34 protein-coding genes are annotated in these 21,008 nt (G+C 43.8%); all 34 read right to left on the bottom strand.

The features are described from left to right. Nucleotides 1-15: 15 nt before the first annotated feature. The gene (locus CFT61_RS07875; protein ID WP_089543911.1) at nucleotides 16-1,011 is read right to left on the bottom strand and encodes a DNA-directed RNA polymerase subunit alpha; all 996 of its coding nucleotides are present in this window, start codon (nucleotides 1,009-1,011) and stop codon (nucleotides 16-18) included. 12 nt (nucleotides 1,012-1,023) lie between these two features. Then, nucleotides 1,024-1,629, bottom strand: coding sequence for a 30S ribosomal protein S4 (gene rpsD, locus CFT61_RS07880; RefSeq protein ID WP_089543912.1), 606 nt, complete (start codon nucleotides 1,627-1,629; stop codon nucleotides 1,024-1,026). A 42-nt stretch (nucleotides 1,630-1,671) separates the two neighbouring features. Continuing rightward, entirely contained in the window at nucleotides 1,672-2,061 is a 390-nt protein-coding gene (rpsK, locus tag CFT61_RS07885) for a 30S ribosomal protein S11 (RefSeq protein ID WP_089543913.1), read from the bottom strand. 20 nt (nucleotides 2,062-2,081) lie between these two features. Beyond that, a complete protein-coding gene (gene rpsM / locus CFT61_RS07890; RefSeq protein WP_004371766.1) occupies nucleotides 2,082-2,462 on the bottom strand; it encodes a 30S ribosomal protein S13 in 381 nt (126 codons plus the stop codon). A gap of 98 nt (nucleotides 2,463-2,560) precedes the next feature. Beyond that, nucleotides 2,561-2,677, bottom strand: coding sequence for a 50S ribosomal protein L36 (gene rpmJ, locus CFT61_RS07895; protein WP_006848814.1), 117 nt, complete (start codon nucleotides 2,675-2,677; stop codon nucleotides 2,561-2,563). A gap of 17 nt (nucleotides 2,678-2,694) precedes the next feature. Then, nucleotides 2,695-2,913: a translation initiation factor IF-1 gene (gene infA / locus CFT61_RS07900; RefSeq protein WP_006848815.1), complete on the bottom strand. Its 219-nt coding sequence runs from the start codon at nucleotides 2,911-2,913 to the stop codon at nucleotides 2,695-2,697. 2 nt (nucleotides 2,914-2,915) lie between these two features. Further along, complete coding sequence (map, locus tag CFT61_RS07905) at nucleotides 2,916-3,716, bottom strand: type I methionyl aminopeptidase (protein WP_089543914.1); 801 nt, start codon at nucleotides 3,714-3,716, stop codon at nucleotides 2,916-2,918. 15 nt (nucleotides 3,717-3,731) lie between these two features. Further along, nucleotides 3,732-5,069, bottom strand: coding sequence for a preprotein translocase subunit SecY (gene secY / locus CFT61_RS07910; protein WP_089543915.1), 1,338 nt, complete (start codon nucleotides 5,067-5,069; stop codon nucleotides 3,732-3,734). A gap of 3 nt (nucleotides 5,070-5,072) precedes the next feature. After that, the gene (rplO, locus tag CFT61_RS07915; protein ID WP_089543916.1) at nucleotides 5,073-5,519 is read right to left on the bottom strand and encodes a 50S ribosomal protein L15; all 447 of its coding nucleotides are present in this window, start codon (nucleotides 5,517-5,519) and stop codon (nucleotides 5,073-5,075) included. A 26-nt stretch (nucleotides 5,520-5,545) separates the two neighbouring features. Continuing rightward, nucleotides 5,546-5,722: a 50S ribosomal protein L30 gene (rpmD, locus tag CFT61_RS07920; protein WP_089543917.1), complete on the bottom strand. Its 177-nt coding sequence runs from the start codon at nucleotides 5,720-5,722 to the stop codon at nucleotides 5,546-5,548. Nucleotides 5,723-5,738: 16 nt separating this feature from the next. Next, on the bottom strand, nucleotides 5,739-6,251 hold the full coding sequence (gene rpsE, locus CFT61_RS07925; RefSeq protein ID WP_089543918.1) for a 30S ribosomal protein S5: 513 nt from the start codon (nucleotides 6,249-6,251) through the stop codon (nucleotides 5,739-5,741). Nucleotides 6,252-6,257: 6 nt separating this feature from the next. Continuing rightward, nucleotides 6,258-6,602 (bottom strand): 50S ribosomal protein L18, encoded by a 345-nt coding sequence (rplR, locus tag CFT61_RS07930; RefSeq protein WP_089543919.1) that lies wholly within the window; start codon nucleotides 6,600-6,602, stop codon nucleotides 6,258-6,260. Between the two features lie 18 nt (nucleotides 6,603-6,620). After that, complete coding sequence (gene rplF / locus CFT61_RS07935) at nucleotides 6,621-7,193, bottom strand: 50S ribosomal protein L6 (protein WP_089543920.1); 573 nt, start codon at nucleotides 7,191-7,193, stop codon at nucleotides 6,621-6,623. 14 nt (nucleotides 7,194-7,207) lie between these two features. Continuing rightward, nucleotides 7,208-7,603 (bottom strand): 30S ribosomal protein S8, encoded by a 396-nt coding sequence (gene rpsH, locus CFT61_RS07940; RefSeq protein ID WP_006848822.1) that lies wholly within the window; start codon nucleotides 7,601-7,603, stop codon nucleotides 7,208-7,210. Between the two features lie 73 nt (nucleotides 7,604-7,676). After that, nucleotides 7,677-7,979 carry a 30S ribosomal protein S14 gene (gene rpsN, locus CFT61_RS07945; RefSeq protein ID WP_089543921.1) on the bottom strand — a complete coding sequence of 101 codons (303 nt, stop codon included), beginning with the start codon at nucleotides 7,977-7,979 and terminating at the stop codon, nucleotides 7,677-7,679. A 5-nt stretch (nucleotides 7,980-7,984) separates the two neighbouring features. Next, nucleotides 7,985-8,539 (bottom strand): 50S ribosomal protein L5, encoded by a 555-nt coding sequence (rplE, locus tag CFT61_RS07950; protein ID WP_022122149.1) that lies wholly within the window; start codon nucleotides 8,537-8,539, stop codon nucleotides 7,985-7,987. Next, complete coding sequence (gene rplX, locus CFT61_RS07955; protein WP_089543922.1) at nucleotides 8,539-8,856, bottom strand: 50S ribosomal protein L24; 318 nt, start codon at nucleotides 8,854-8,856, stop codon at nucleotides 8,539-8,541. The genes rplE and rplX overlap by 1 nt, the downstream gene beginning before the upstream one ends. 20 nt (nucleotides 8,857-8,876) lie before the next feature. Next, the gene (rplN, locus tag CFT61_RS07960; RefSeq protein ID WP_089543923.1) at nucleotides 8,877-9,242 is read right to left on the bottom strand and encodes a 50S ribosomal protein L14; all 366 of its coding nucleotides are present in this window, start codon (nucleotides 9,240-9,242) and stop codon (nucleotides 8,877-8,879) included. A 2-nt stretch (nucleotides 9,243-9,244) separates the two neighbouring features. Next, complete coding sequence (gene rpsQ, locus CFT61_RS07965; protein WP_006848827.1) at nucleotides 9,245-9,511, bottom strand: 30S ribosomal protein S17; 267 nt, start codon at nucleotides 9,509-9,511, stop codon at nucleotides 9,245-9,247. Between the two features lie 2 nt (nucleotides 9,512-9,513). Next, the gene (rpmC, locus tag CFT61_RS07970) at nucleotides 9,514-9,708 is read right to left on the bottom strand and encodes a 50S ribosomal protein L29 (RefSeq protein WP_006848828.1); all 195 of its coding nucleotides are present in this window, start codon (nucleotides 9,706-9,708) and stop codon (nucleotides 9,514-9,516) included. Between the two features lie 2 nt (nucleotides 9,709-9,710). Further along, a complete protein-coding gene (gene rplP / locus CFT61_RS07975; RefSeq protein WP_006848829.1) occupies nucleotides 9,711-10,139 on the bottom strand; it encodes a 50S ribosomal protein L16 in 429 nt (142 codons plus the stop codon). A gap of 16 nt (nucleotides 10,140-10,155) precedes the next feature. Further along, nucleotides 10,156-10,887, bottom strand: coding sequence for a 30S ribosomal protein S3 (gene rpsC, locus CFT61_RS07980; protein WP_089543924.1), 732 nt, complete (start codon nucleotides 10,885-10,887; stop codon nucleotides 10,156-10,158). A gap of 9 nt (nucleotides 10,888-10,896) precedes the next feature. After that, the gene (rplV, locus tag CFT61_RS07985; RefSeq protein WP_006848831.1) at nucleotides 10,897-11,301 is read right to left on the bottom strand and encodes a 50S ribosomal protein L22; all 405 of its coding nucleotides are present in this window, start codon (nucleotides 11,299-11,301) and stop codon (nucleotides 10,897-10,899) included. 36 nt (nucleotides 11,302-11,337) lie between these two features. Then, nucleotides 11,338-11,604, bottom strand: a complete 267-nt coding sequence (gene rpsS, locus CFT61_RS07990) for a 30S ribosomal protein S19 (RefSeq protein ID WP_006848832.1) — start codon at nucleotides 11,602-11,604, stop codon at nucleotides 11,338-11,340. 10 nt (nucleotides 11,605-11,614) lie between these two features. Then, nucleotides 11,615-12,442 carry a 50S ribosomal protein L2 gene (gene rplB, locus CFT61_RS07995; RefSeq protein WP_089543925.1) on the bottom strand — a complete coding sequence of 276 codons (828 nt, stop codon included), beginning with the start codon at nucleotides 12,440-12,442 and terminating at the stop codon, nucleotides 11,615-11,617. Between the two features lie 8 nt (nucleotides 12,443-12,450). Continuing rightward, on the bottom strand, nucleotides 12,451-12,744 hold the full coding sequence (gene rplW / locus CFT61_RS08000) for a 50S ribosomal protein L23 (protein WP_006848834.1): 294 nt from the start codon (nucleotides 12,742-12,744) through the stop codon (nucleotides 12,451-12,453). A gap of 17 nt (nucleotides 12,745-12,761) precedes the next feature. Beyond that, the gene (gene rplD, locus CFT61_RS08005; protein WP_089543926.1) at nucleotides 12,762-13,391 is read right to left on the bottom strand and encodes a 50S ribosomal protein L4; all 630 of its coding nucleotides are present in this window, start codon (nucleotides 13,389-13,391) and stop codon (nucleotides 12,762-12,764) included. After that, nucleotides 13,391-14,005: a 50S ribosomal protein L3 gene (gene rplC / locus CFT61_RS08010; RefSeq protein WP_089543927.1), complete on the bottom strand. Its 615-nt coding sequence runs from the start codon at nucleotides 14,003-14,005 to the stop codon at nucleotides 13,391-13,393. Before rplC ends, rplD begins: the two co-directional genes overlap by 1 nt. A 20-nt stretch (nucleotides 14,006-14,025) precedes the next feature. Continuing rightward, nucleotides 14,026-14,331 (bottom strand): 30S ribosomal protein S10, encoded by a 306-nt coding sequence (gene rpsJ / locus CFT61_RS08015; RefSeq protein WP_006283658.1) that lies wholly within the window; start codon nucleotides 14,329-14,331, stop codon nucleotides 14,026-14,028. Nucleotides 14,332-14,444: 113 nt separating this feature from the next. Next, on the bottom strand, nucleotides 14,445-16,559 hold the full coding sequence (gene fusA, locus CFT61_RS08020) for an elongation factor G (RefSeq protein ID WP_089543928.1): 2,115 nt from the start codon (nucleotides 16,557-16,559) through the stop codon (nucleotides 14,445-14,447). 29 nt (nucleotides 16,560-16,588) lie between these two features. Next, nucleotides 16,589-17,065: a 30S ribosomal protein S7 gene (gene rpsG, locus CFT61_RS08025; RefSeq protein WP_022110377.1), complete on the bottom strand. Its 477-nt coding sequence runs from the start codon at nucleotides 17,063-17,065 to the stop codon at nucleotides 16,589-16,591. A 186-nt stretch (nucleotides 17,066-17,251) separates the two neighbouring features. After that, complete coding sequence (gene rpsL, locus CFT61_RS08030) at nucleotides 17,252-17,632, bottom strand: 30S ribosomal protein S12 (RefSeq protein WP_006848839.1); 381 nt, start codon at nucleotides 17,630-17,632, stop codon at nucleotides 17,252-17,254. A 241-nt stretch (nucleotides 17,633-17,873) separates the two neighbouring features. Continuing rightward, on the bottom strand, nucleotides 17,874-18,200 hold the full coding sequence (locus tag CFT61_RS08035; protein WP_089543929.1) for a DUF3467 domain-containing protein: 327 nt from the start codon (nucleotides 18,198-18,200) through the stop codon (nucleotides 17,874-17,876). 197 nt (nucleotides 18,201-18,397) lie between these two features. Further along, complete coding sequence (locus CFT61_RS08040) at nucleotides 18,398-20,944, bottom strand: TonB-dependent receptor domain-containing protein (RefSeq protein WP_176425546.1); 2,547 nt, start codon at nucleotides 20,942-20,944, stop codon at nucleotides 18,398-18,400. Between the last annotated feature and the right edge of the window lie 64 nt (nucleotides 20,945-21,008).

Here is a 21,008-nt window from a genome sequence, read left to right on the forward strand (position 1 = left end):
TGGACAAAGGATGCATTACGCATCCTTGTCTAATTTATACTTTGAAATATCAGTTCCAAAAGACAGATTCAGACTCTCGAGCAAATCATCAAGCTCTGAGAGCGATTTCTTACCGAAGTTGCGGAACTTCAAGAGGTCAGTCTTGTTAAACTGAACCAAATCACCCAAGGTATCTACATCAGCTGCCTTCAAGCAGTTGAGCGCACGAACACTGAGGTTCATATCTACGAGACGAGTCTTGAGCAACTGGCGCATGTGAAGAACCTCCTCATCAAACTCCTGGTTGGTATCCTGATCAGGACTCTCCAGGGTAATCTTCTCATCAGAGAAGAGCATGAAGTGATAGATAAGGATCTTCGCAGCCTCTTTCAGCGCATCCTTAGGACTAATGGAACCATCTGTTGTAACTTCGAGTACGAGCTTGTCATAGTCGGTCTTCTGTTCAACACGATATGGCTCAACCGCATACTTTACGTTACGGATAGGGGTGTAGATGGAATCGATTGGGAGAACGTTAACGTCTGTGCAGAATTGACGATTCTCATCAGCAGGAACGTATCCACGTCCCTTATTAATTGTCAGATCAATCTGCATCGAAGCTTTGGAGTCTAAATGACAAATCACCAAATCAGGGTTTAACACTTCAAATCCAGTCAGATACTTGCCTATATCACCAGCCTTGAATTCTGTAGAATTCTCAACGGTGATACTAACTTTCTCATTCTCGAATTCTTCTACTACTTGCTTGAATCGAACTTGCTTGAGATTCAAGATAATGTTGGTAACATCTTCCTTTACACCAGGAACTGAAGAGAACTCGTGCTCAACACCCGCGATGCGGATGGTGTTCACAGCGTAACCCTCCAATGATGAAAGGAGAATGCGGCGCAAGGCGTTACCGATGGTAACACCAAAGCCAGGCTCCAACGGACGGAACTCGAACTTTCCGAACTGGTTGTCAGCCTCCAGCATTACTACTTTATCAGGTTTTTGAAATGCTAATATCGCCATTAATTTAATGATTTATTTAGAGTACAACTCAACGATTAACTGCTCCTTAATATTCTCTGGAATGTCAGCACGCTCTGGCTTGTGCAAGAACTTGCCACTCTTAGAATTGTCGTCCCACTCAATCCATGGGTACTTGCTATGATTGAAACCAGCAAGTGCTGCCTCGATTACCTCGAGAGACTTAGACTTCTCACGAACGGCAACTACCATACCTGGCTTAACTGCAAATGAAGGGATATTAACTACCTTGCCATCAACAGTGATGTGCTTGTGACCCACCAACTGACGTGCAGCAGCACGAGTAGGAGCGATACCAAGACGGAATACCACGTTGTCGAGACGGCACTCGAGATTCTGGAGAAGAACCTCACCAGTAATACCCTCAGCCTTAGCAGCCTTCTCAAACATATTACGGAACTGACGCTCTAATACACCGTAAGTGTACTTAGCCTTCTGCTTCTCTGCCAACATGACACCGTACTCAGACATCTTGCGACGACGGTTGTTGCCATGCTGTCCAGGAGGGAAGTTTCTCTTGGACAAAACTTTGTCTGCGCCGAAGATTGGCTCACCAAAACGACGCGCAATTTTAGATTTCGGACCTATATATCTAGCCATAATATTTATAAAATGCTATAATGTTTGTATCAATGAATGCTATTATACACGACGACGCTTTGGAGGGCGACATCCGTTGTGTGGTAATGGAGTTACGTCAACGATCTCAGTTACCTCGATACCTGCACCGTGTACGGCACGGATAGCAGACTCACGACCGTTACCTGGACCCTTTACGTATGCCTTAACCTTGCGAAGACCAAGGTCGAAAGCTACCTTTGCACAATCCTCTGCAGCCATCTGAGCAGCATAAGGAGTGTTCTTCTTAGAACCACGGAAACCCATCTTACCAGCTGAAGACCAAGAGATAACCTGACCCTCGTTGTTAGCAAGAGATACAATGATGTTGTTGAATGAGCTGTGTACGTGGAGCTGACCGATTGCGTCAACGCGTACGTTTCTCTTCTTAGATGTTGCTTTTTGCTTTGCCATAATTAATTTCCTCCTTAGAATTACTTAGTAGCCTTCTTCTTATTAGCAACAGTCTTCTTCTTACCCTTGCGAGTACGAGCATTATTCTTTGTGCTCTGACCGCGAACTGGAAGACCATTACGATGTCTAACTCCACGATAGCAACCAATATCCATCAGTCGCTTAATGTTCATCTGGATCTCAGAACGGAGATCACCTTCAACCTTGAACTCAGCGCCGATAATTTCACGGATCTTGGCTGCCTGATCGTCAGTCCACTCGCTGACTTTCAGGTCACGGTTTACACCTGCCTTATCCAATATCTTTGCTGAACTACTTCGACCGATACCATAGATATAGGTCAATGCGATTTCGCCACGCTTATTCTGGGGCAAATCTACTCCAACAATTCTTATTGCCATTGTTTAATAAAAAATTAAAAAATTAATACTTTGCGTTAAAAGCGGTGCAAAAGTACAACTTTTTTTTGAAACAGCCATACTTTTACAGAACTTTAACATTAGCCCTGACGCAATTTCATCTTAGGGTTCTTCTTGTTGATAACGAAGAGACGACCCTTACGACGTACGATCTTGCAATCAGCTGAACGCTTCTTCAATGATGCTCTTGTCTTCATAACCTTATATGTGATAATTATTTGTATCTAAAAACAATTCTACCCTTAGTCAAGTCGTATGGACTCATTTCCACCTTCACCTTATCACCAGGTAAAATCTTGATGTAATGCATTCTCATCTTACCAGAGATGTGGGCAGTAATGTCAACACCATTCTCCAATTCAACGCGGAACATAGCATTTGATAATGCCTCTACAATTGTTCCATCTTGCTCAATAGCGGCCTGTTTTGCCATAATTAAATTTTTTGTCCTTCTAAATGTTCAACTTCTACGAATGAAGATAAAATTTCAGCTTTACCTTTTCGAACAACGATTGTATGCTCAAAATGAGCAGCTGGTTGACGATCTCTAGTAACTATGCTCCACTTGTCGGGGAGCAAGCCAATTTGACGGTCGCCCATTGTTATCATCGGCTCTATAGCCAAGCACATACCTTCCTTTAACAGAATGCCGGAACCTCGACTGCCGTAATTACGAACGGGAGGATCCTCGTGCATAGCCCTGCCAATGCCATGACCTGTTAGCTCTCGTACTACTCCATAACCATATTGCTGGCAATGAGTCTGTACGGCGTAACCAATATCACCCAAATGCTTTCCTGCCACAGCCTGTTCGATACCCAGGTACAAAGATTCTTTAGTTACCTTAAGGAGTTGTTGAACATCGGAAGTTATCTCTCCAACAGCGAAAGTATAGCAACTGTCACCGTTGAAACCTTCTAAAAGGGTGCCGCAGTCGATGGAGATAATATCACCATCCTTCAGCACGTCCTTCTCACTAGGAATACCATGTACTACTACATCATTGATGGAAGTACATATACTAGCGGGAAAAGGCTCTCCATAAGGATTAGGAAAATTCTTAAACGTTGGAATCGCACCGTGATCACGGATGAACTCCTCAGCTACCTTATCCAAATGGAGAGTCGTTACACCTGGTTTTATATGTTTACCTAATTCCGCAAGCGTTGCACCAACGAGTTGGTTAGCCTTGCGCATCAGGTTAATTTCATCCTCTGTCTTCAGAAATATCTGCATTTCAAAAGATAAAGATTAATATGCAGCAACACCACCCTGACGAGTATGGCCTGAATTGAGAAGACCATCATAGTGGCGCATAAGCAAATGACTCTCGATCTGCTGCAATGTGTCAATCACAACACCTACCAAAATCAACAGAGAAGTACCTCCGAAGAATTGTGAGAAGGCCTGCTGCACATCAAGAAGTCCTGCAAGAGCTGGCATAATCGCAATAAATGCAATAAATAATGAACCTGGTAAAGTAATACGAGACATTACGGTATCAATGTACTCAGCGGTATCCTTACCTGGCTTAACACCTGGAATGAAACCATTGTTACGCTTCATATCCTCCGCCATCTGAGTTGGGTTCAATGTAATAGCAGTGTAGAAATATGTAAACGCAATCACGAGGATTACATAAATTACATTATAAAGTAAACTGCGGTTATCCATCAGCTGCTGAACAACGCTACTTGCATTTTCAGACTGGTAGCGAACTACTGCCAATGGAATGAACATCAAAGCCTGCGCAAAGATGATAGGCATTACGTTGGCTGCGAAAAGCTTCAATGGGATGTACTGACGTGCACCACCATACTGCTTGTTACCAACCAAGCGCTTAGCGTACTGAACCGGGATCTTACGTGTACCCTGTACCAGAAGAATTGAGGCACAAACTACAGCGTAGAGAATAAGGATCTCTACAATGAACATGATCAAACCACCACCAGAGATAGCCTGCAAACGAGAGGTCATCTCCTGCACGAATGCCTGAGGCAAACGAGCGATGATACCAATCATAATGATGAGAGAGATACCATTACCTACTCCCTTATCCGTGATACGCTCACCAAGCCAGAGAATAAACATACTTCCTGCTGCAAGGATGATAGTAGCTGGAATCATAAAGACGGTCCAGCTAATACCCGTTGCCAAAGCGTTAGCAGCCTGCATCTTCAAATTCAGAAGGTAACTAGGAGCCTGAAAGACCAGGATGGCTACAGTCAGGACTCTAGTGTACCATTGTATTTTCTTGCGGCCGCTCTCGCCCTCGCGCTGCATCTTCTGGAAGTAAGGTACAGCGACAGCAAGAAGCTGCATAACAATTGAAGCTGAGATATAAGGCATAATTCCCAATGCGAAGATAGACGCATTAGAAAATGCACCACCAGAGAACATGTCCAAAAGCGACATAAGACCGCCTGAGGTCTGCGACTGCAATTTTTCCAACATGCTCGGATTGATACCCGGAAGTACCACAAACGAGCCAAAACGGTAAATAGCCGTAAACAGAAGAGTAATGAGAAGTCTCTGACGGAGGTCCTCAATCTTCCAACAGTTCTTTAGTGTCTCAATAAACTTTTTCATTACTTAGATTATAGTTGCGTTACCACCTACTGCCTTGATTGCTTCTTCGGCAGTCTTTGAGAAAGCATTAGCTTCAACTTCCAATTTTGCTGTAAGTTCACCGTTACCGAGAACCTTAACGAGCTCCTTACCATTGGTAAGACCAGCTGCCTTGAGTTCCTCAATACCGATCTTTGTAAGGTTCTTTGCTTCTGCAAGAGCCTGAAGAGTTGAAAGGTTTACTGCGAAGTACTCCTTATGGTTGATATTCTTGAAACCAGCCTTTGGAACACGACGCTGCAATGGCATCTGACCACCTTCGAAACCAATCTTTCTCTTATAACCAGAACGAGCCTTGGCACCCTTGTGACCACGTGTAGAAGTACCACCGAGACCAGAACCTGGACCACGACCAATACGACGACGTGAATGGGTAGAACCTGCAGCAGGTTTCAAATTATTTAATTTCATAATCGTTCCTAATTTTTTGAGATTAATTAATCAACTACACTTACGAGGTGATGAACCTTACGGATCATACCACGGTTGCTAGGAGTATCCTCTACCTCAACAACCTGAGAAATCTTGCGGAGACCCAGACAAGCGAGTGTACGCTTCTGATCAACTGGAGCACCGATCTTACTCTTAATCTGCTTGACTTTAATTGTTGCCATATTCGATAAATCCTAATTAACCGTTAAATACTTTATCCATACTGATACCACGCTCACCTGCTACAGTGTAAGCATCACGCATCTCTGCGAGAGCAGCGATAGTAGCCTTTACCAGGTTGTGGGCATTAGATGAACCCTTAGACTTTGCAATAACGTCCTTGATACCTACGCTCTCAAGAACAGCACGCATAGCACCACCGGCCTTCAAACCAGTACCGGCAGCAGCTGGCTTGATGAGAACCTTAGCACCACCGAAAGTTGTCTCAACCTCGTGAGGAACTGTACCCTTGAGTACAGGAACCTTAACCAGGTTCTTCTTAGCAGCCTCAGTACCCTTAGCAATAGCAGCTGTAACCTCACCTGCCTTACCAAGACCGTAACCGATAACACCGTTACCGTCACCTACAACGACGATAGCAGCGAATGTGAAAGTACGACCACCCTTGGTAACCTTAGTTACACGGTTGATTGCAACCAAGCGATCCTTAAGTACTTCTTCGTTATTTACCTTTACTTTATCCATTGCCATAATCGTTTAAAATTTAAGACCACCATTACGAGCACCGTCAGCCAACTGCTTTACGCGACCGTGGTAGAGATAACCGTTACGGTCGAAAACTACTGACTCAACGCCAGCAGCCTTTGCCTTCTCTGCGATGAGCTCGCCAACCTTGGTTGCCTGCTCCTGCTTAGGCATCTTCTCCAAACCGAGTGAAGAAGCTGATGCAAGTGTAGTGCCTGTCAAATCATTAATAACCTGAGCGTAAATCTGCTTGTTAGAGCGGAATACACTGAGACGTGGACGCTCAGCTGTTCCGTTAACATTCTTGCGAATGCGGAACTTTATCTTAATTCGTCTTTCTACTTTCTTTGTTGTCATAATCGTAAATAATTAAAATTACTTAGCTGAAGCACTCTTACCAGACTTTCTGCGAATAACTTCACCCTTGAAGAGAATACCCTTACCCTTATAAGGCTCAGGCTTGCGGAAAGAACGAATTTTTGCACAAACGAGTCCCAACAACTGCTTGTCGCATGACTCCAATGTCAAGATTGGGTTCTGGTTTCTTTCAGACTTAGTCTCAACCTTAATCTCCTTAGGCAACTGGATGAAAATAGGGTGAGTGTAACCCAAAGCGAACTCAATCAAGTTGCCCTGGTTAGAAACACGATAACCAACACCTACCAATTCCAAAACCTTTGTATAACCAGCGCTAACGCCAACAACCATGTTGTGAACGAGAGAGCGATACAAACCGTGGAAAGCCTGCTTCTGCTTAACATTTACAGGACTATTTTCATCGATTTCAAAGCTAATCTGACCATCTGCGTTGATAAACTTGATAGATGGATCAATCCACTGAGAAAGTTCACCCTTAGGGCCCTTTACTGTACAAACGTGTGAATCGTTGTCATAGTTTACAGTAACACCTGCAGGGATACTAATTGGCAATTTTCCTATTCTAGACATATAAAAGCCTCCAATTAATAAATATAGCAAAGAACCTCGCCACCGATCTTAAGATCAGAAGCCTCTTTGTCTGTCATTACACCTTTGGATGTAGATAAGATAGCAATACCTAATCCGTTAATAACTCTTGGCATGTCCTTGTAACCAGTGTACTTACGCAAACCTGGAGTAGACACGCGCTTCAAACACTTGATAGCGTTTTGCTTTGTAGTTGGGTTGTACTTCAAGGCAACCTTGATTGAGCCCTGAGGACCATCCTCTACAAACTTGTAGTTGAGGATGTAACCTTTCTCGAAGAGGATCTTTGTAATCTCTTTCTTCAAGTTAGACGCAGGAACTTCTACAACACGGTGATGAGCCATGATTGCGTTTCTGAGTCTTGTCAGATAATCTGCTATTGGATCTGTCATAAAATATAAATGTTTAATTAATCGGGACTACCCCGACAATATTAAATAATAAAAAATTCCTTGCCTGTAAAGATTACCAGCTTGCCTTCTTAACACCTGGAATCAAACCTGCAGAAGCCATCTCACGGAACTGGATACGTGAAAGACCGAACTGGCGGATATAACCCTTTGGACGACCAGTGATCTTGCAACGGTTGTGAAGACGGATAGGGTTTGCATTCTTAGGGATAGCCTGAAGCTTACGAGCTGCCTCGTATGCTTCGGCTGGATCATTAGAAGTTGCAATAATCTTTTTCAGAGCTTCGCGCTTCTCAGCGTAACGAGCTACAAGCTTTGCACGCTTAATCTCGCGAGCTTTCATTGATTCTTTTGCCATATCTCTTAATCTTTATTTGCGTTCTTGAATGGAAGACCGAATGCCTTCAGAAGTGCAAAACCTTCCTCGTCTGTCTTGGCAGTTGTAACGAAGGTGATGTTCATACCCTGAATACGGTCAATCTCATCGATGTTGATCTCTGGGAAGATGATCTGCTCTGTGATACCCAATGTGTAGTTACCACGGCCATCGAACTTGCTCTCAATACCCTTGAAGTCGCGGATACGAGGAAGAGAAACACGAACGAGCTTCTCCAAGAACTCGTACATACGCTCACGACGCAATGTTACCATAACACCGATAGGCATCTTCTTACGAAGCTTGAAGTTTGCAATATCCTTCTTAGAATATGTAGCAACAGCCTTCTGACCGGTGATAGCAGTAATCTCGTTGATAGCTACGTCAACAATCTTCTTGTCCTGTGTAGCGTCACCGAGACCCTGGTTGATGACAATCTTCTTCAAAACTGGAATCTCCATTGCTGAAGAATAGTTGAACTGCTTCTGAAGAGCAGGAGCGATTGTCTCCTTATATACTTTCTTTAACTGTGCTGTATCCATTACTTGATTTCCTCCCCTGACTTTTTAGCGATGCGAACAACGTTTTTACCCTCATGCTTGATAGCAACACGAGTAGCCTTGCCACTCTTAGGATCGATCAAACTCAAATTTGAGATATGAATAGGAGCCTCCTGCTTTACGATGCCTCCCTGAGGATTCTGTGCAGATGGCTTAGTGCTCTTAGATACCATGTGCACACCCTCTACGATGGCACGGTTCTCGTCAACGAGGACCTTGAGCACCTTACCTGTCTTGCCCTTATCAGCACCGGCAATAACGATAACGGTATCGTCTTTCTTAATATGTAACTTACTCATTACTTTATACTTTTAAAATATTAAAGAACCTCAGGTGCCAAAGAAACGACTTTCATATTAACTGCACGAAGCTCACGAGCAACAGGGCCGAAGATACGGCTACCACGAAGCTCACCTGCATTGTTGAGCAATACACAAGCGTTATCGTCGAAACGGATATATGAACCGTCTGCACGACGAATCTCCTTCTTTGTGCGAACAATCAAAGCCTTTGATACTGCACCCTTCTTCAAATCACTTGATGGGATAACGTTCTTGACAGCAACGACAATCACGTCACCAACGCTAGCGTAACGACGGCCTGTACCACCGAGAACTCGAATGCAAAGAGCCTCGCGAGCACCGCTGTTATCACATACTGTAAGTCTTGATTCTGCCTGTATCATAATTACTTAGCTTTTTCTACAATTTGTACTAATCTCCATCTCTTTGTCTTAGACAGAGGACGAGTCTCCATGATCATAACTGTATCACCTACGTTAGCCTCATTGTTCTCGTCATGTGCATGGTACTTCTTTGTCTTCTGGACAAACTTACCATAAATAGGGTGCATCTCCTTGAACTTAGCTGCAATAACAATGGTTTTATCCATCTTGTTGCTGATAACAACACCCTGTCTTACTTTTCTTAAATTTCTTGTTTCCATCTGGACCATTATTATTTGTTAAGTTCTCTCTGACGAAGTTCAGTTTTCATACGTGCGATATCACGACGAGCAACCTTAATCTCTGATGGATTCTCAAGTGGAGTTACGTTGTGGTTGATCTTCTTCTTGTTCAAAGCGTCAACTGCTGCCTCCAGCTTCTCAACCAATTCCTTGGTCTCGATATTTTTAATTTCTGCAATCTTCATAATTAAGCGTTTTTATCGTAATCACGTCTAACAATAAACTTAGTCTTCACAGGAAGCTTCTGAGCGCAAAGACGGAGTCCCTCCTTTGCAATGTCGAAGCTTACACCCTCTACTTCGAAGAGAATACGACCTGGTGTAACAGGTGCAACCCATCCTGCTGGATCACCCTTACCTTTACCCATTCGGACATCGGCTGGCTTACGAGTGATTGGCTTATCAGGGAAAATGCGAATCCAGACCTGGCCCTGACGGTTCATGTAGCGGTTCAATGCCACACGAGCTGCCTCAATCTGACGGCTATCGATCCACTTTGACTCAAGAGTCTTGATGCCGAAAGAACCGAATGCCAATTGTGTACCTCTGTGAGCGTTGCCTTTGTTGCCACGACCATCTTGAGGTCTTCTATATTTTACTCTTTTTGGCTGTAACATGATAGCTTTCTAAAATTTAACGGTTATTGTTTCTTTTACGATTACCACCACGGTTGTTAGAGCGGCCGTTACCACGGTTGTTGCTCTTGTTGTCCTGTGAGAAGTTTGGAGTAAGATCAGCCTTACCATAAACCTCACCACGGCAAATCCATACCTTGATGCCAAGCAAACCTACCTTGGTAAGTGCCTCGCACTGGCAGTAGTCGATGTCTGCACGGAATGTATGGAGAGGTGTACGACCTTCCTTGTACATTTCCTTACGTGCCATTTCAGCACCGTTCAGACGACCTGTAATCTGAATCTTGATACCCTCAGCACCAGCACGCATAGTGTTAGCAACTGCCATCTTGATAGCGCGACGATAAGCAATCATGTGCTCAATCTGGCTCGCGATGTTCTTACCTACGATGGTAGCATCAAGCTCAGGCTTCTTAACCTCGAAGATGTTGATCTGAATATCTTTCTTATAAAGCTTCTTCAACTCTTCCTTCAACTTATCTACATCCTGACCACCTTTACCAATGACAATACCTGGACGGGCTGTGCAAATAGTAATGGTAACAAGCTTCAATGTACGTTCGATAACGATACGAGAAACACTTGCCTTAGCAAGACGCTCGTTAAGATACTTACGGATTTTCTGATCCTCTACGAGGTTGTCACCGAAGTTCTTACCACCGAACCAATTTGAATCCCAACCACGGATTACACCAAGTCGGTTACTAATCGGATTAACTTTCTGTCCCATTCTACTTAATTATTTTTCGTCATTAGTTTTTGCATCAACAAAGAGAGTAACATGGTTAGAACGCTTACGGATTCTATAACCACGACCCTGTGGTGCAGGTCTCATACGTTTCATTGTAACGCCTTCGTCAACGAAGACCTTACTGATATAAAGCTCACCGTCTTCAGCCTTGCGATTATTCTTTGCCTCCCAGTTAGCGATAGCTGAACGAAGTAATTTCTCAACGTCAGCAGATGCCTGCTTCTTAGAGAAGCGAAGTACTCCGAGTGCACGGTTAACCTCCATACCACGAATCATGTCTACTACATAGCGCATCTTACGTGGAGAAGAAGGAACGCCTACCAACTTAGCGAAGTACAAGTTTTTACGGGCTTCTTTCAATTTCTCAGCCGCAATATGTTTTCTTGCTCCCATTATTTACTTAAATTTTTAAATGGTTTAACCCTTAGCTTACTTTCTGTTACCAGAGTGACCGCCAAAGCGACGTGTTGGAGCGAACTCTCCAAGCTTGTGGCCAACCATATTCTCTGTAACATAAACAGGGATAAATTTATTACCGTTATGAACTGCAACAGTATGTCCTACGAAATCAGGAGATATCATTGAAGCTCTAGCCCATGTCTTAACAACATTCTTCTTGCCACTCTCGTTCATAGCGAGAATCTTCTTCTCGAGAGAAACGTTGATGTATGGACCCTTTTTAAGTGAACGACTCATAATTTACTCTTTATTTTTTGTTAGCTCTTTCGATAATATACTTGTTAGAAAGCTTCTTAGGTGCGCGAGTCTTAAGACCCTTAGCGTACAAGCCCTTACGTGAACGTGGGTGACCACCACTCTGGCGACCTTCACCACCACCCATTGGGTGATCAACAGGGTTCATAACAACACCACGGTTGTGTGGACGACGACCCAACCAGCGAGAGCGACCAGCCTTACCAGACTGCTCAAGTGCGTGGTCTGAGTTACCAACACTACCAACTGTAGCCTTACAAGCACTCAAAATCTGGCGTGTTTCACCAGAAGGGAGCTTAATTACACAATAACTGCCCTCACGAGAAGTCAACTGAGCAAAATTACCAGCCGAACGAACCAACAAAGCACCCTGACCAGGACGCAACTCGATGTTGTGGATCACTGTACCTACAGGGATGTTTGCCAAAGGAAGACAGTTACCAATCTCAGGAGCAGCTTCTGCACCTGACATCAAAGTAGCGCCTACCTGAAGTCCGTTAGGAGCAATAATGTAACGTTTTTCACCATCAGCGTAGTAAAGCAACGCGATACGAGCCGAACGGTTTGGATCGTACTCGATTGTCTTAACAACTGCTGGAACACCATCTTTCTCACGTTTGAAGTCGATTAAACGATACTTCTGCTTGTGACCACCGCCAATGTAGCGAACGGTCATCTTACCGGTGTTGTTTCGACCGCCGGTAGAACGCTTACCGTAAACGAGAGACTTCTCTGGCACGGATGCAGTAATATCCTCGAACGTGCCAATAACCTTGTGTCTTTGACCCGGAGTAACCGGTTTTAATTTACGTACTGCCATTTTTTATTTTAAATATTGCTGTAAAAATCAATTGTATCGCCCTCCTTCAGAGTAACGATTGCCTTCTTGAACGCATTCTTCTGACCCTTAACAAGACCTGCCTTAGTGTAACGAGCAGAGCGCTTGCCAGCGTAGCGAATTGTGTTCACGTCAACTACTGTAACATTATACAGACTCTCAACTTCCTTCTTAATCTCGAGCTTATTAGCCTCAGGACGAACAACGAAGCCATAGCGGTTAGGCTGCTTGTCTGTAATCTTGGTCATCTTCTCAGTAACCAATGGTTTGATAATAAATGCCATATTCTAATATCTCCTTTTTACTTTGTTAAGATCTGGTCGATAGTCTCAAGCGACTTCTCAGTAATCACTACTACATCAGCGTTCAAAACTTTGTACGAATTAACGTTAGATGCGAGGATAACCTCAGCGCGCTGTAAGTTACGTGCAGACAAATATACGTTTTTATTTGATTCTGGCAAAACGAAGAGTACCTTTTTGCCCTCGATTTTAAGATTCTTAAGAACACTTAAGAATTCTTTAGTCTTTGGAGCCTCAAAAGTGAAATCTTCCAACATCACGATTGCGCTCTCCTGTGCCTTATAAGACAATGCAGACTTACGAGCAAGAATCTTTACCTTCTTGTTGAGCTTGAAGCGGTAATCACGTGGCTTAGGACCAAATACGCGAGCACCACCTACGAGTACAGGTGAGTTAATATCACCACGGCGAGCACCGCCGCCACCCTTCTGACGACCAAGCTTACGAGTAGAACCGCTCATCTCGCTTCTCTCCTTAGACTTAGCTGTACCCTGACGCTGGTTAGCGAGATACTGCTTTACGTCGAGGTAGAGAACGTGATCGTTAGGCTCAATGCCGAAGACTGCATCATTAAGAGCTACCTTGCGGCCGGTCTCCTGACCTTTGATATCTAATACGCTAACTTCCATTATTTCTCAATTAAAACAGTTGAACCTTTGCATCCAGCGAAAGAACCCTTAACGATAAGGAGATTCTGTTCTGGAATTACCTTTAACACCTGAAGGTTCTGAGTTGTTACTCTATCACCTCCCATTTGGCCGCCCATGCGCATACCCTTGAATACCTTTGCAGGGTAAGAACATGCACCAATAGATCCCGGCTTGCGAGCGCGGTCATCCTGACCATGAGTAGACTGACCTACACCACCGAATCCGTGACGCTTAACAACGCCCTGGAAGCCTTTACCCTTTGATGTACCAATCACGTCAACGAACTTGCATCCGTTGAAGATATCAACTGTAATGGTGTCACCGAGGTTGTACTCCTCATCAAACTTGAACTCGGCCAAGTGCTTCTTAGGTGTTGTGCCTGCCTTCTTGAAGATTCCCATCATAGGCTGAGAAGTGCGATTCTCCTTAGCCTCGCCGAAACCTAACTGATAAGCCTTGTAACCATCCTTCTCTACGGTCTTAACCTGGGTTACAACACAAGGACCTACTTCGATAACAGTGCACGGAATATTCTTACCGTCGGCACTGAAAACGGATGTCATTCCGATTTTTCTTCCAATTAATCCTGGCATTTCAATTTAATTTTTAATAATTAGACTTTGATTTCTACTTCTACACCACTTGGCAATTCAAGCTTCATCAAGGCATCAACGGTCTTAGCTGTTGAGCTGTAGATGTCGATGAGGCGCTTGAAATCTGAGAGCTGGAACTGCTCGCGAGACTTCTTGTTAACGAAAGTACTGCGGTTTACAGTAAAAATACGCTTGTGTGTTGGCAATGGAATAGGACCGCTAACGATAGCGCCTGTTGCCTTAACAGCCTTCACAATCTTCTCAGCTGACTTGTCAACCAACTGGTGGTCGTAAGACTTCAGCTTAATTCTGATTTTCTGACTCATTTTTAAAATTAAGTTATTATTAATATGAATTATTTTAGTCTAATGGAAGAAGAGGTACGCTGCTTAAGAGTCATTCGCTAAGCAGCGCCTCATCTTACCGTTATTCTTTTTAATTAAAGGAGTTCTGCGTGACCCTTAACCTCCTCCAACACTGCCTTAGCGATTGCTGAAGAGAGAGGTGCGTGGTGATCATACTCCATAGAGCTTGTTGCACGACCAGAAGTGATAGTACGCAAAGCTGTTACATAACCGAACATCTCAGCCAATGGAACCATTGCCTTTACGATGCGAGCACCGCTACGGCCTTCCTCCATACCCTGAACGAGACCACGACGCTTGTTCAAGTCACCGATTACATCACCCATGTTCTCTTCTGGAGTAACAACCTCTACCTTCATGATAGGCTCCATCAAAACAGGACCTGCCTTAGGGCAAAGTACCTTGAATGCCTGATGTGCTACCAACTCGAATGACAACTGGTCAGAGTCAACTGGGTGGAAGCTACCATCGGTCAAAGTTACCTTCAAACCTGTCATTGGGAAGCCACCGAGTACACCATTTGACAAGCAGTCAGCGAAGCCCTTCTGTACTGATGGGATGAATTCCTTAGGAACGTTACCACCCTTAACCTCGTTGATGAACTGCAAGTCGCCCTCCTTGTAATCCTCGTCCTTAGGACCGATGGTTACATCGATACAAGCGAACTTACCACGACCACCAGACTGCTTCTTGTAAGTCTCACGGCTCTGAGCTGTCTTAGTGATAGCCTCCTTATAGTTAACCTGAGGCTTACCCTGGTTACACTCAACCTTGAACTCACGCTTCAAACGGTCGATGATGATATCCAAGTGGAGCTCACCCATACCAGAGATGATAGTCTGACCGCTCTGCTCGTCTGTACGAACTGTGAAGGTTGGGTCCTCCTCAGCCAACTTAGCAAGACCGTTATCCATCTTAGCGATGTCTGCCTGGCTCTTTGGCTCAACTGCGATAGAGATCACAGTATCAGGGAATGTCATAGACTCCAATACGATTGGGTGATCCTCATCACAGAGTGTATCACCTGTACGGATATCCTTGAAACCTACACCTGCACCGATATCACCAGCGTCGATAGACTCCATTGGAATTTCCTGCTTAGAGTTCATCTGGAACAGACGGCTGATACGCTCGCGCTTGCCAGAACGTGGGTTGTAAACGTAAGAACCAGCAACAACCTTACCTGAGTAAACACGGAAGAATACCAAGCGGCCCATGAATGGGTCGGTAGCAATCTTAAATGCGAGAGCAGATGTTGGCTCATCCTCAGATGGCTTACGATCCTCTTCCTCCTCAGTATCAGGGTTAGTACCGATGATATTTGGAGTATCCATTGGTGAAGGCAAGAATGCACATACATAGTCGAGCAATGGCTGAACACCCTTGTTCTTGTATGAAGAACCGAGCAACATTGGGCAGCACTCCATAGCACAGCAACCCTTGCGGATAGCAGCGAGGATCTTCTCCTCTGGAATATCCTTACCATCGAGGTAAAGCTCCATAACCTCGTCATCGAAGTTAGCAGCACCCTCGAGGAGCTTATCACGCCACTCAGCAGCCTCATCAGCCAAGTCAGCAGGAATATCCTCTACATCATACTCAGCACCCATAGTCTCATCGTGCCAGAGAATAGCCTTCATCTTGATCAGGTCAACTACACCCTTGAAGTTCTCCTCAGCACCAATAGGAATCTGAATAGCAATAGGATTAGCACCCAAGATATCCTTCATCTGCTGTACTGTCTCAAAGAAGTTAGCACCAGAACGGTCCATCTTGTTTACATAACCGATACGAGGTACATTGTACTTGTCAGCCTGGCGCCATACTGTCTCTGACTGTGGCTGTACACCGTCAGCTGCAGAATATGTAGCAACAGCACCATCGAGTACACGGAGTGAACGCTCAACCTCTGCAGTGAAGTCAACGTGTCCCGGAGTATCGATCAAGTTGATCTTATAAGACTTACCGAGATAGTTCCAGTTACAAGTTGTAGCTGCAGAAGTGATAGTAATACCACGCTCCTGCTCCTGGGCCATCCAGTCCATTGTAGCAGCACCATCGTGTACCTCACCGATCTTATGAGTCTTACCTGTGTAGAACAAGATACGCTCAGATGTTGTTGTCTTACCGGCATCGATGTGCGCCATGATACCGATGTTACGTGTCAAATGTAAATCGCGATTTGCCATTTTCTTTTAAACCTATTTTATAAATTAAATTAGAATCTGAAGTGAGCAAATGCACGGTTAGCCTCAGCCATACGATGCATATCCTCCTTGCGCTTGAATGCGCCACCCTGGTTGTTATAAGCATCCATAATCTCTGCAGCGAGCTTATCTGCCATAGTCTTACCACCACGCTTGCGAGCGAAGATAATAAGATTCTTCATAGAGATACTCTCCTTGCGATCAGGACGAATTTCTGTAGGAACCTGGAAGGTTGCACCACCAATACGGCGGCTCTTAACCTCAACCTGTGGAGTAATATTGTCGAGAGCCTGCTTCCAAATCTCAAGTGCAGACTTCTCCTCGTTAGCCATCTTAGCCTTTACGGTATCGAGTGCATTGTAGAAAATCTCATAAGATGTATTCTTCTTTCCATCATACATCAAATGATTTACGAATTTAGAGACCTTCTGGTCATTGAAGACTGGATCTGGGAGGATCACTCTCTTCTTTGGTTTTGCTTTTCTCATTTTTTAATCGAAAAAATTTAAATTCTGCATGGGGCTGTATATCGTTCTTCAACACTCGCACCCGAGTATTTACTCAACCTGTTACTTCTCCAGCAAAACGTTTAATAAAATAATCTTTTTACCTAAACTCTCGACCTTCTCCGACCGTGAGTTTTCGGATTTCTTTTAATTTTGTCCGGATTAGAATTACTTCTTTGCCTTTGGACGCTTAGCACCGTACTTAGAACGACGCTGTGTGCGGTTTGCAACACCTGCGGTATCAAGAGTACCACGAACGATGTGATAACGTACACCTGGGAGGTCCTTAACACGACCACCGCGAACCAACACGATTGAGTGCTCCTGCAAGTTGTGACCCTCTCCTGGGATGTAAGAGTTAACCTCCTTAGAGTTTGTCAAACGAACACGGGCAACCTTACGCATTGCCGAATTAGGCTTCTTTGGAGTTGTTGTGTAAACACGAACACAAACACCACGACGCTGAGGACATGAATCCAAAGCTGGTGACTTGCTCTTGTCTACCAATACTCGTCTGCCTTTTCTTACTAACTGTGAAATAGTAGGCATAATTTTACTTTTTAATTTATTATTTTATTTTTATTATTGTCTTATTTCCGTATAAGCCACCACCTTATGGGGCTTTTCGGGGTGCAAAGTTACGACTTTTTCGGCAAACTACCTAAATATTAAGGAGACTTTTAAAAAACGAGGGCTAGTTTTAACTTTATATAACTATTAAAAACAAATATTATAAAGAAAAAGCGGCTTTTAGCAGGAAATTTAGTCTTAGTATGTATGTGGTTATGCATTAAGCCTCACCTTTTGGTGTGCCAAATGGAGCGATAGTACGCTCTGGCTCGTCTGCCAACTTAATCTTACCGAAAGCCTGCTCGTAGTTATAAACATTGCTCTGCAATGCCTGGAGCAAACGCTTGGCATGCTCAGGTGCCATGATGACACGGCTCTTGATCTGAGGTGCTGGCATTCCTGGAAGTGCACATGCAAAATCCAAGATGAAGTCTGAACTAGAATGAGTAATCAGTGCCAAGTTAGAGTATGTACCCTCTGCTACTTCTGGGCTGATGCCCATCTGGAACTGATTCTGCTGCTGTTGATTATTCTTATTTTCTTCCATAATTTTATTAAGTTAATAGGATTAAACTTTAAATGATAGTGCAAATTTACACATAATATCTGAAAAAAAAGAATAATTTGCCAATTATTTTGTGTTAAAAGTCCTTTCACACTAAAATGCTTCTAATACAAAGACATAAGCTTAGTGTGAAAGGACTTTTGAAATACAATTTCTTTTTTATCTGAAGAACCGGGCTATCAGAAACGGCTCTTTTCTGCATTACCAGCACCAGAACCCTTATACTTTCTATGACCAGAATTGAATTTATAGACCACCCTGACACCAATTTCACGGGCACTATTATAACTATCCTTCGTCAAGGTTGCATGGTCGCCATACATGGTCCATTGGTCTTTCTGACTTCTGAAGATATCATCAGCATAGAAATTAACAGTCAAGGCTTCATCAAAGAATGTCTTAACCATTCGCATAGAGGCAAAATAACCAGAGCGATACCGGCGGAAGGCATTATAGGATGTCGTATTGGCATGAAGGGTCACCCATGAAGTCCAAGTAGAACTCACCTTAAACTTGTTGTTCCATGTAATACCCAAGGCAGGCTTCGACAAGCCACGAGGAGCACCATATTTTTCCGCATCAAAAAAAGGCTTCTGAAAGAAGACTTGCCATGTAGGCTGATACCAATCGAACTTGGGAGCAGCTATGACATACGCAGTCATAGTCTGCTTGCTGGAAAAGTTCATATTCCTCAAGAAGGCTATATCCTGATGTTTATAAAGGGTAGCATACCAGATGATGGGATTATCCTCATAAAGATATTCCACACCAAACGAAATCCAGTTGCACATCACATCCAATGATACATCATGAGCAATGGTAGGACGAAGATAAGGATCGCCACCTTCATACATATAGCGATTATCATACTGCACCTCATTGCGCAAGGAACTATAAGAAGGACGCTTAGTCTTGCAGGTATATGCCAGAGATGCAGCCCATGGTTCCTTATTCCATGACAGGGTCAGGTTGGGAAACCAATTGCTATAATTCCTGCTAGGCTCTTCTTCATACTTTCCGAAAGAATAATACTTGGCAGACACATACTCGTATCTCAATCCTGCATCCATTGAAAACGAGCCTAAAGGATATGAAAAGGCAAGAAATCCCGCCAAATTATCTTCCTTCATATCGGTGGAAGCATCTGCCACAATGCCTTCAGCATTGCTATACTCTCCGCTACTGTGGGTATGGCTCACTTCGCTTCCCAACTCCAACTGACCCTTGGCTATGGGATAAGAAAGAACCAATTTGCCTGCAAGCAACTGATTATGGCGGCGACTCGCAGTATGGATTTCCCGACTTTCCAATACGGTAGCCTCTTCTGTTTCCAACATATCCCGCCCAGTTTTTTGCCAGAGATAGGTTCCATTAAAATCTACTCCCAGTTTATTGACCTTTCCCACATAGTAAGCATTCAACTCATGGGTAGGTCCACCTATATCATCGGCCAATACTTTCTGTTTGATGATATCCACAGGTTGTCCCTCATTAAATATTTCCTGCTGTCCATCAGCATGCCCTTTCGCATAGGGTTCGCATTCTAAATCATAAGAAGCACCGATAGAGTTTTCATCATTGAGGTCATAATTGAAACCAAAGTTTACTTCTCCCATTGTATTGCGATAGGATAAGGGATCATACTGGTTTACGGTAACATTCTTCGTTCCTTCAATATGCTGAATTAGCGAAGTAGCCTCCTTATGCCCTCTTGTATATCCCAAAAGAGACCCAAACAAGTTGAGTTTTTCACTCTGATAATTGAGACTAAGCTGTTCTGACCCTCCCAGATATCCATTATACCATACCATGGAATTCAAGGATTCACTCACCCCTTCGCCCTGCTTCTTGACGGTTCGGATACGTATGACAGAGCTAACCGTGGCATCATATCTGGCACCAGGCGAAGTAATGATTTCCACATTCTTGATGGCATCAGACTTCAGGCGCTGCAATTCCCTGGAATCTCTCACCTGCTTATTGTTGATATATATAATAGGTGTACCCTTGCCATAAACGCTGATGACATCGGTACTACTTACATTGATGCGAGGTAATTGTCGGAGTACATCAACGGCATCTCCTACTTTTGACAAATCAGAATGCTGTATGTCTATGAGCATTCCTTCACGTCCCATCTTGAAAGAAGGCAATTTCGCCTTCACCGTAACACCATTGATATGCATCGTACTCTCCTTCAACACAACATTTCCGACTTTTCCCACATTATATATATTATATAAGGTGTGATAACCCACGCAACTTACTTTGGCGAGAACCTTCTTCATGCCACAAGGTATCACGAAATTGCCGCTGGCATTGGTCACACCACCTGTGAGAAAGGAAGAATCCCTGGGATTGAGCAAAGCCACATTGGCAAACTCCACTGGTCGATGACGTTCATCAATCACCCGTCCCATCAATTTAGTAGGTTCCTTTTGGGTGCATTCCACGAATATCAAGCTATCCTCTATCGTAGCCTTCATCGGATAAAATCCAAAGACCCGCCCCAAAGCTTCCTGCAAATCGAGATTACGGAAAGAGGTAGTGACGGTGAAATCTTCCAGTTCATTATAGATAAAACTGATTTTATATCGACGGGTAGCCTTGTCTAAATCCTTCAGAACTTCAGACATGGAACGGTTGTTATAGCTTCGAGAGATGCGCTGTCCAAACGATGCCTGTACCAACAGACACATCAGGAAAGCGAACATATATTTCTTCATATTTTTTATATTGATTTGATACATATTACAAATAAGCCAACTTGCAAACAGACCTGTCAGCGAC

The sequence above is a fragment of the Segatella copri genome (genome assembly GCF_002224675.1).
GTDB classification, from domain to species: Bacteria; Bacteroidota; Bacteroidia; order Bacteroidales; family Bacteroidaceae; genus Prevotella; species Prevotella copri_U.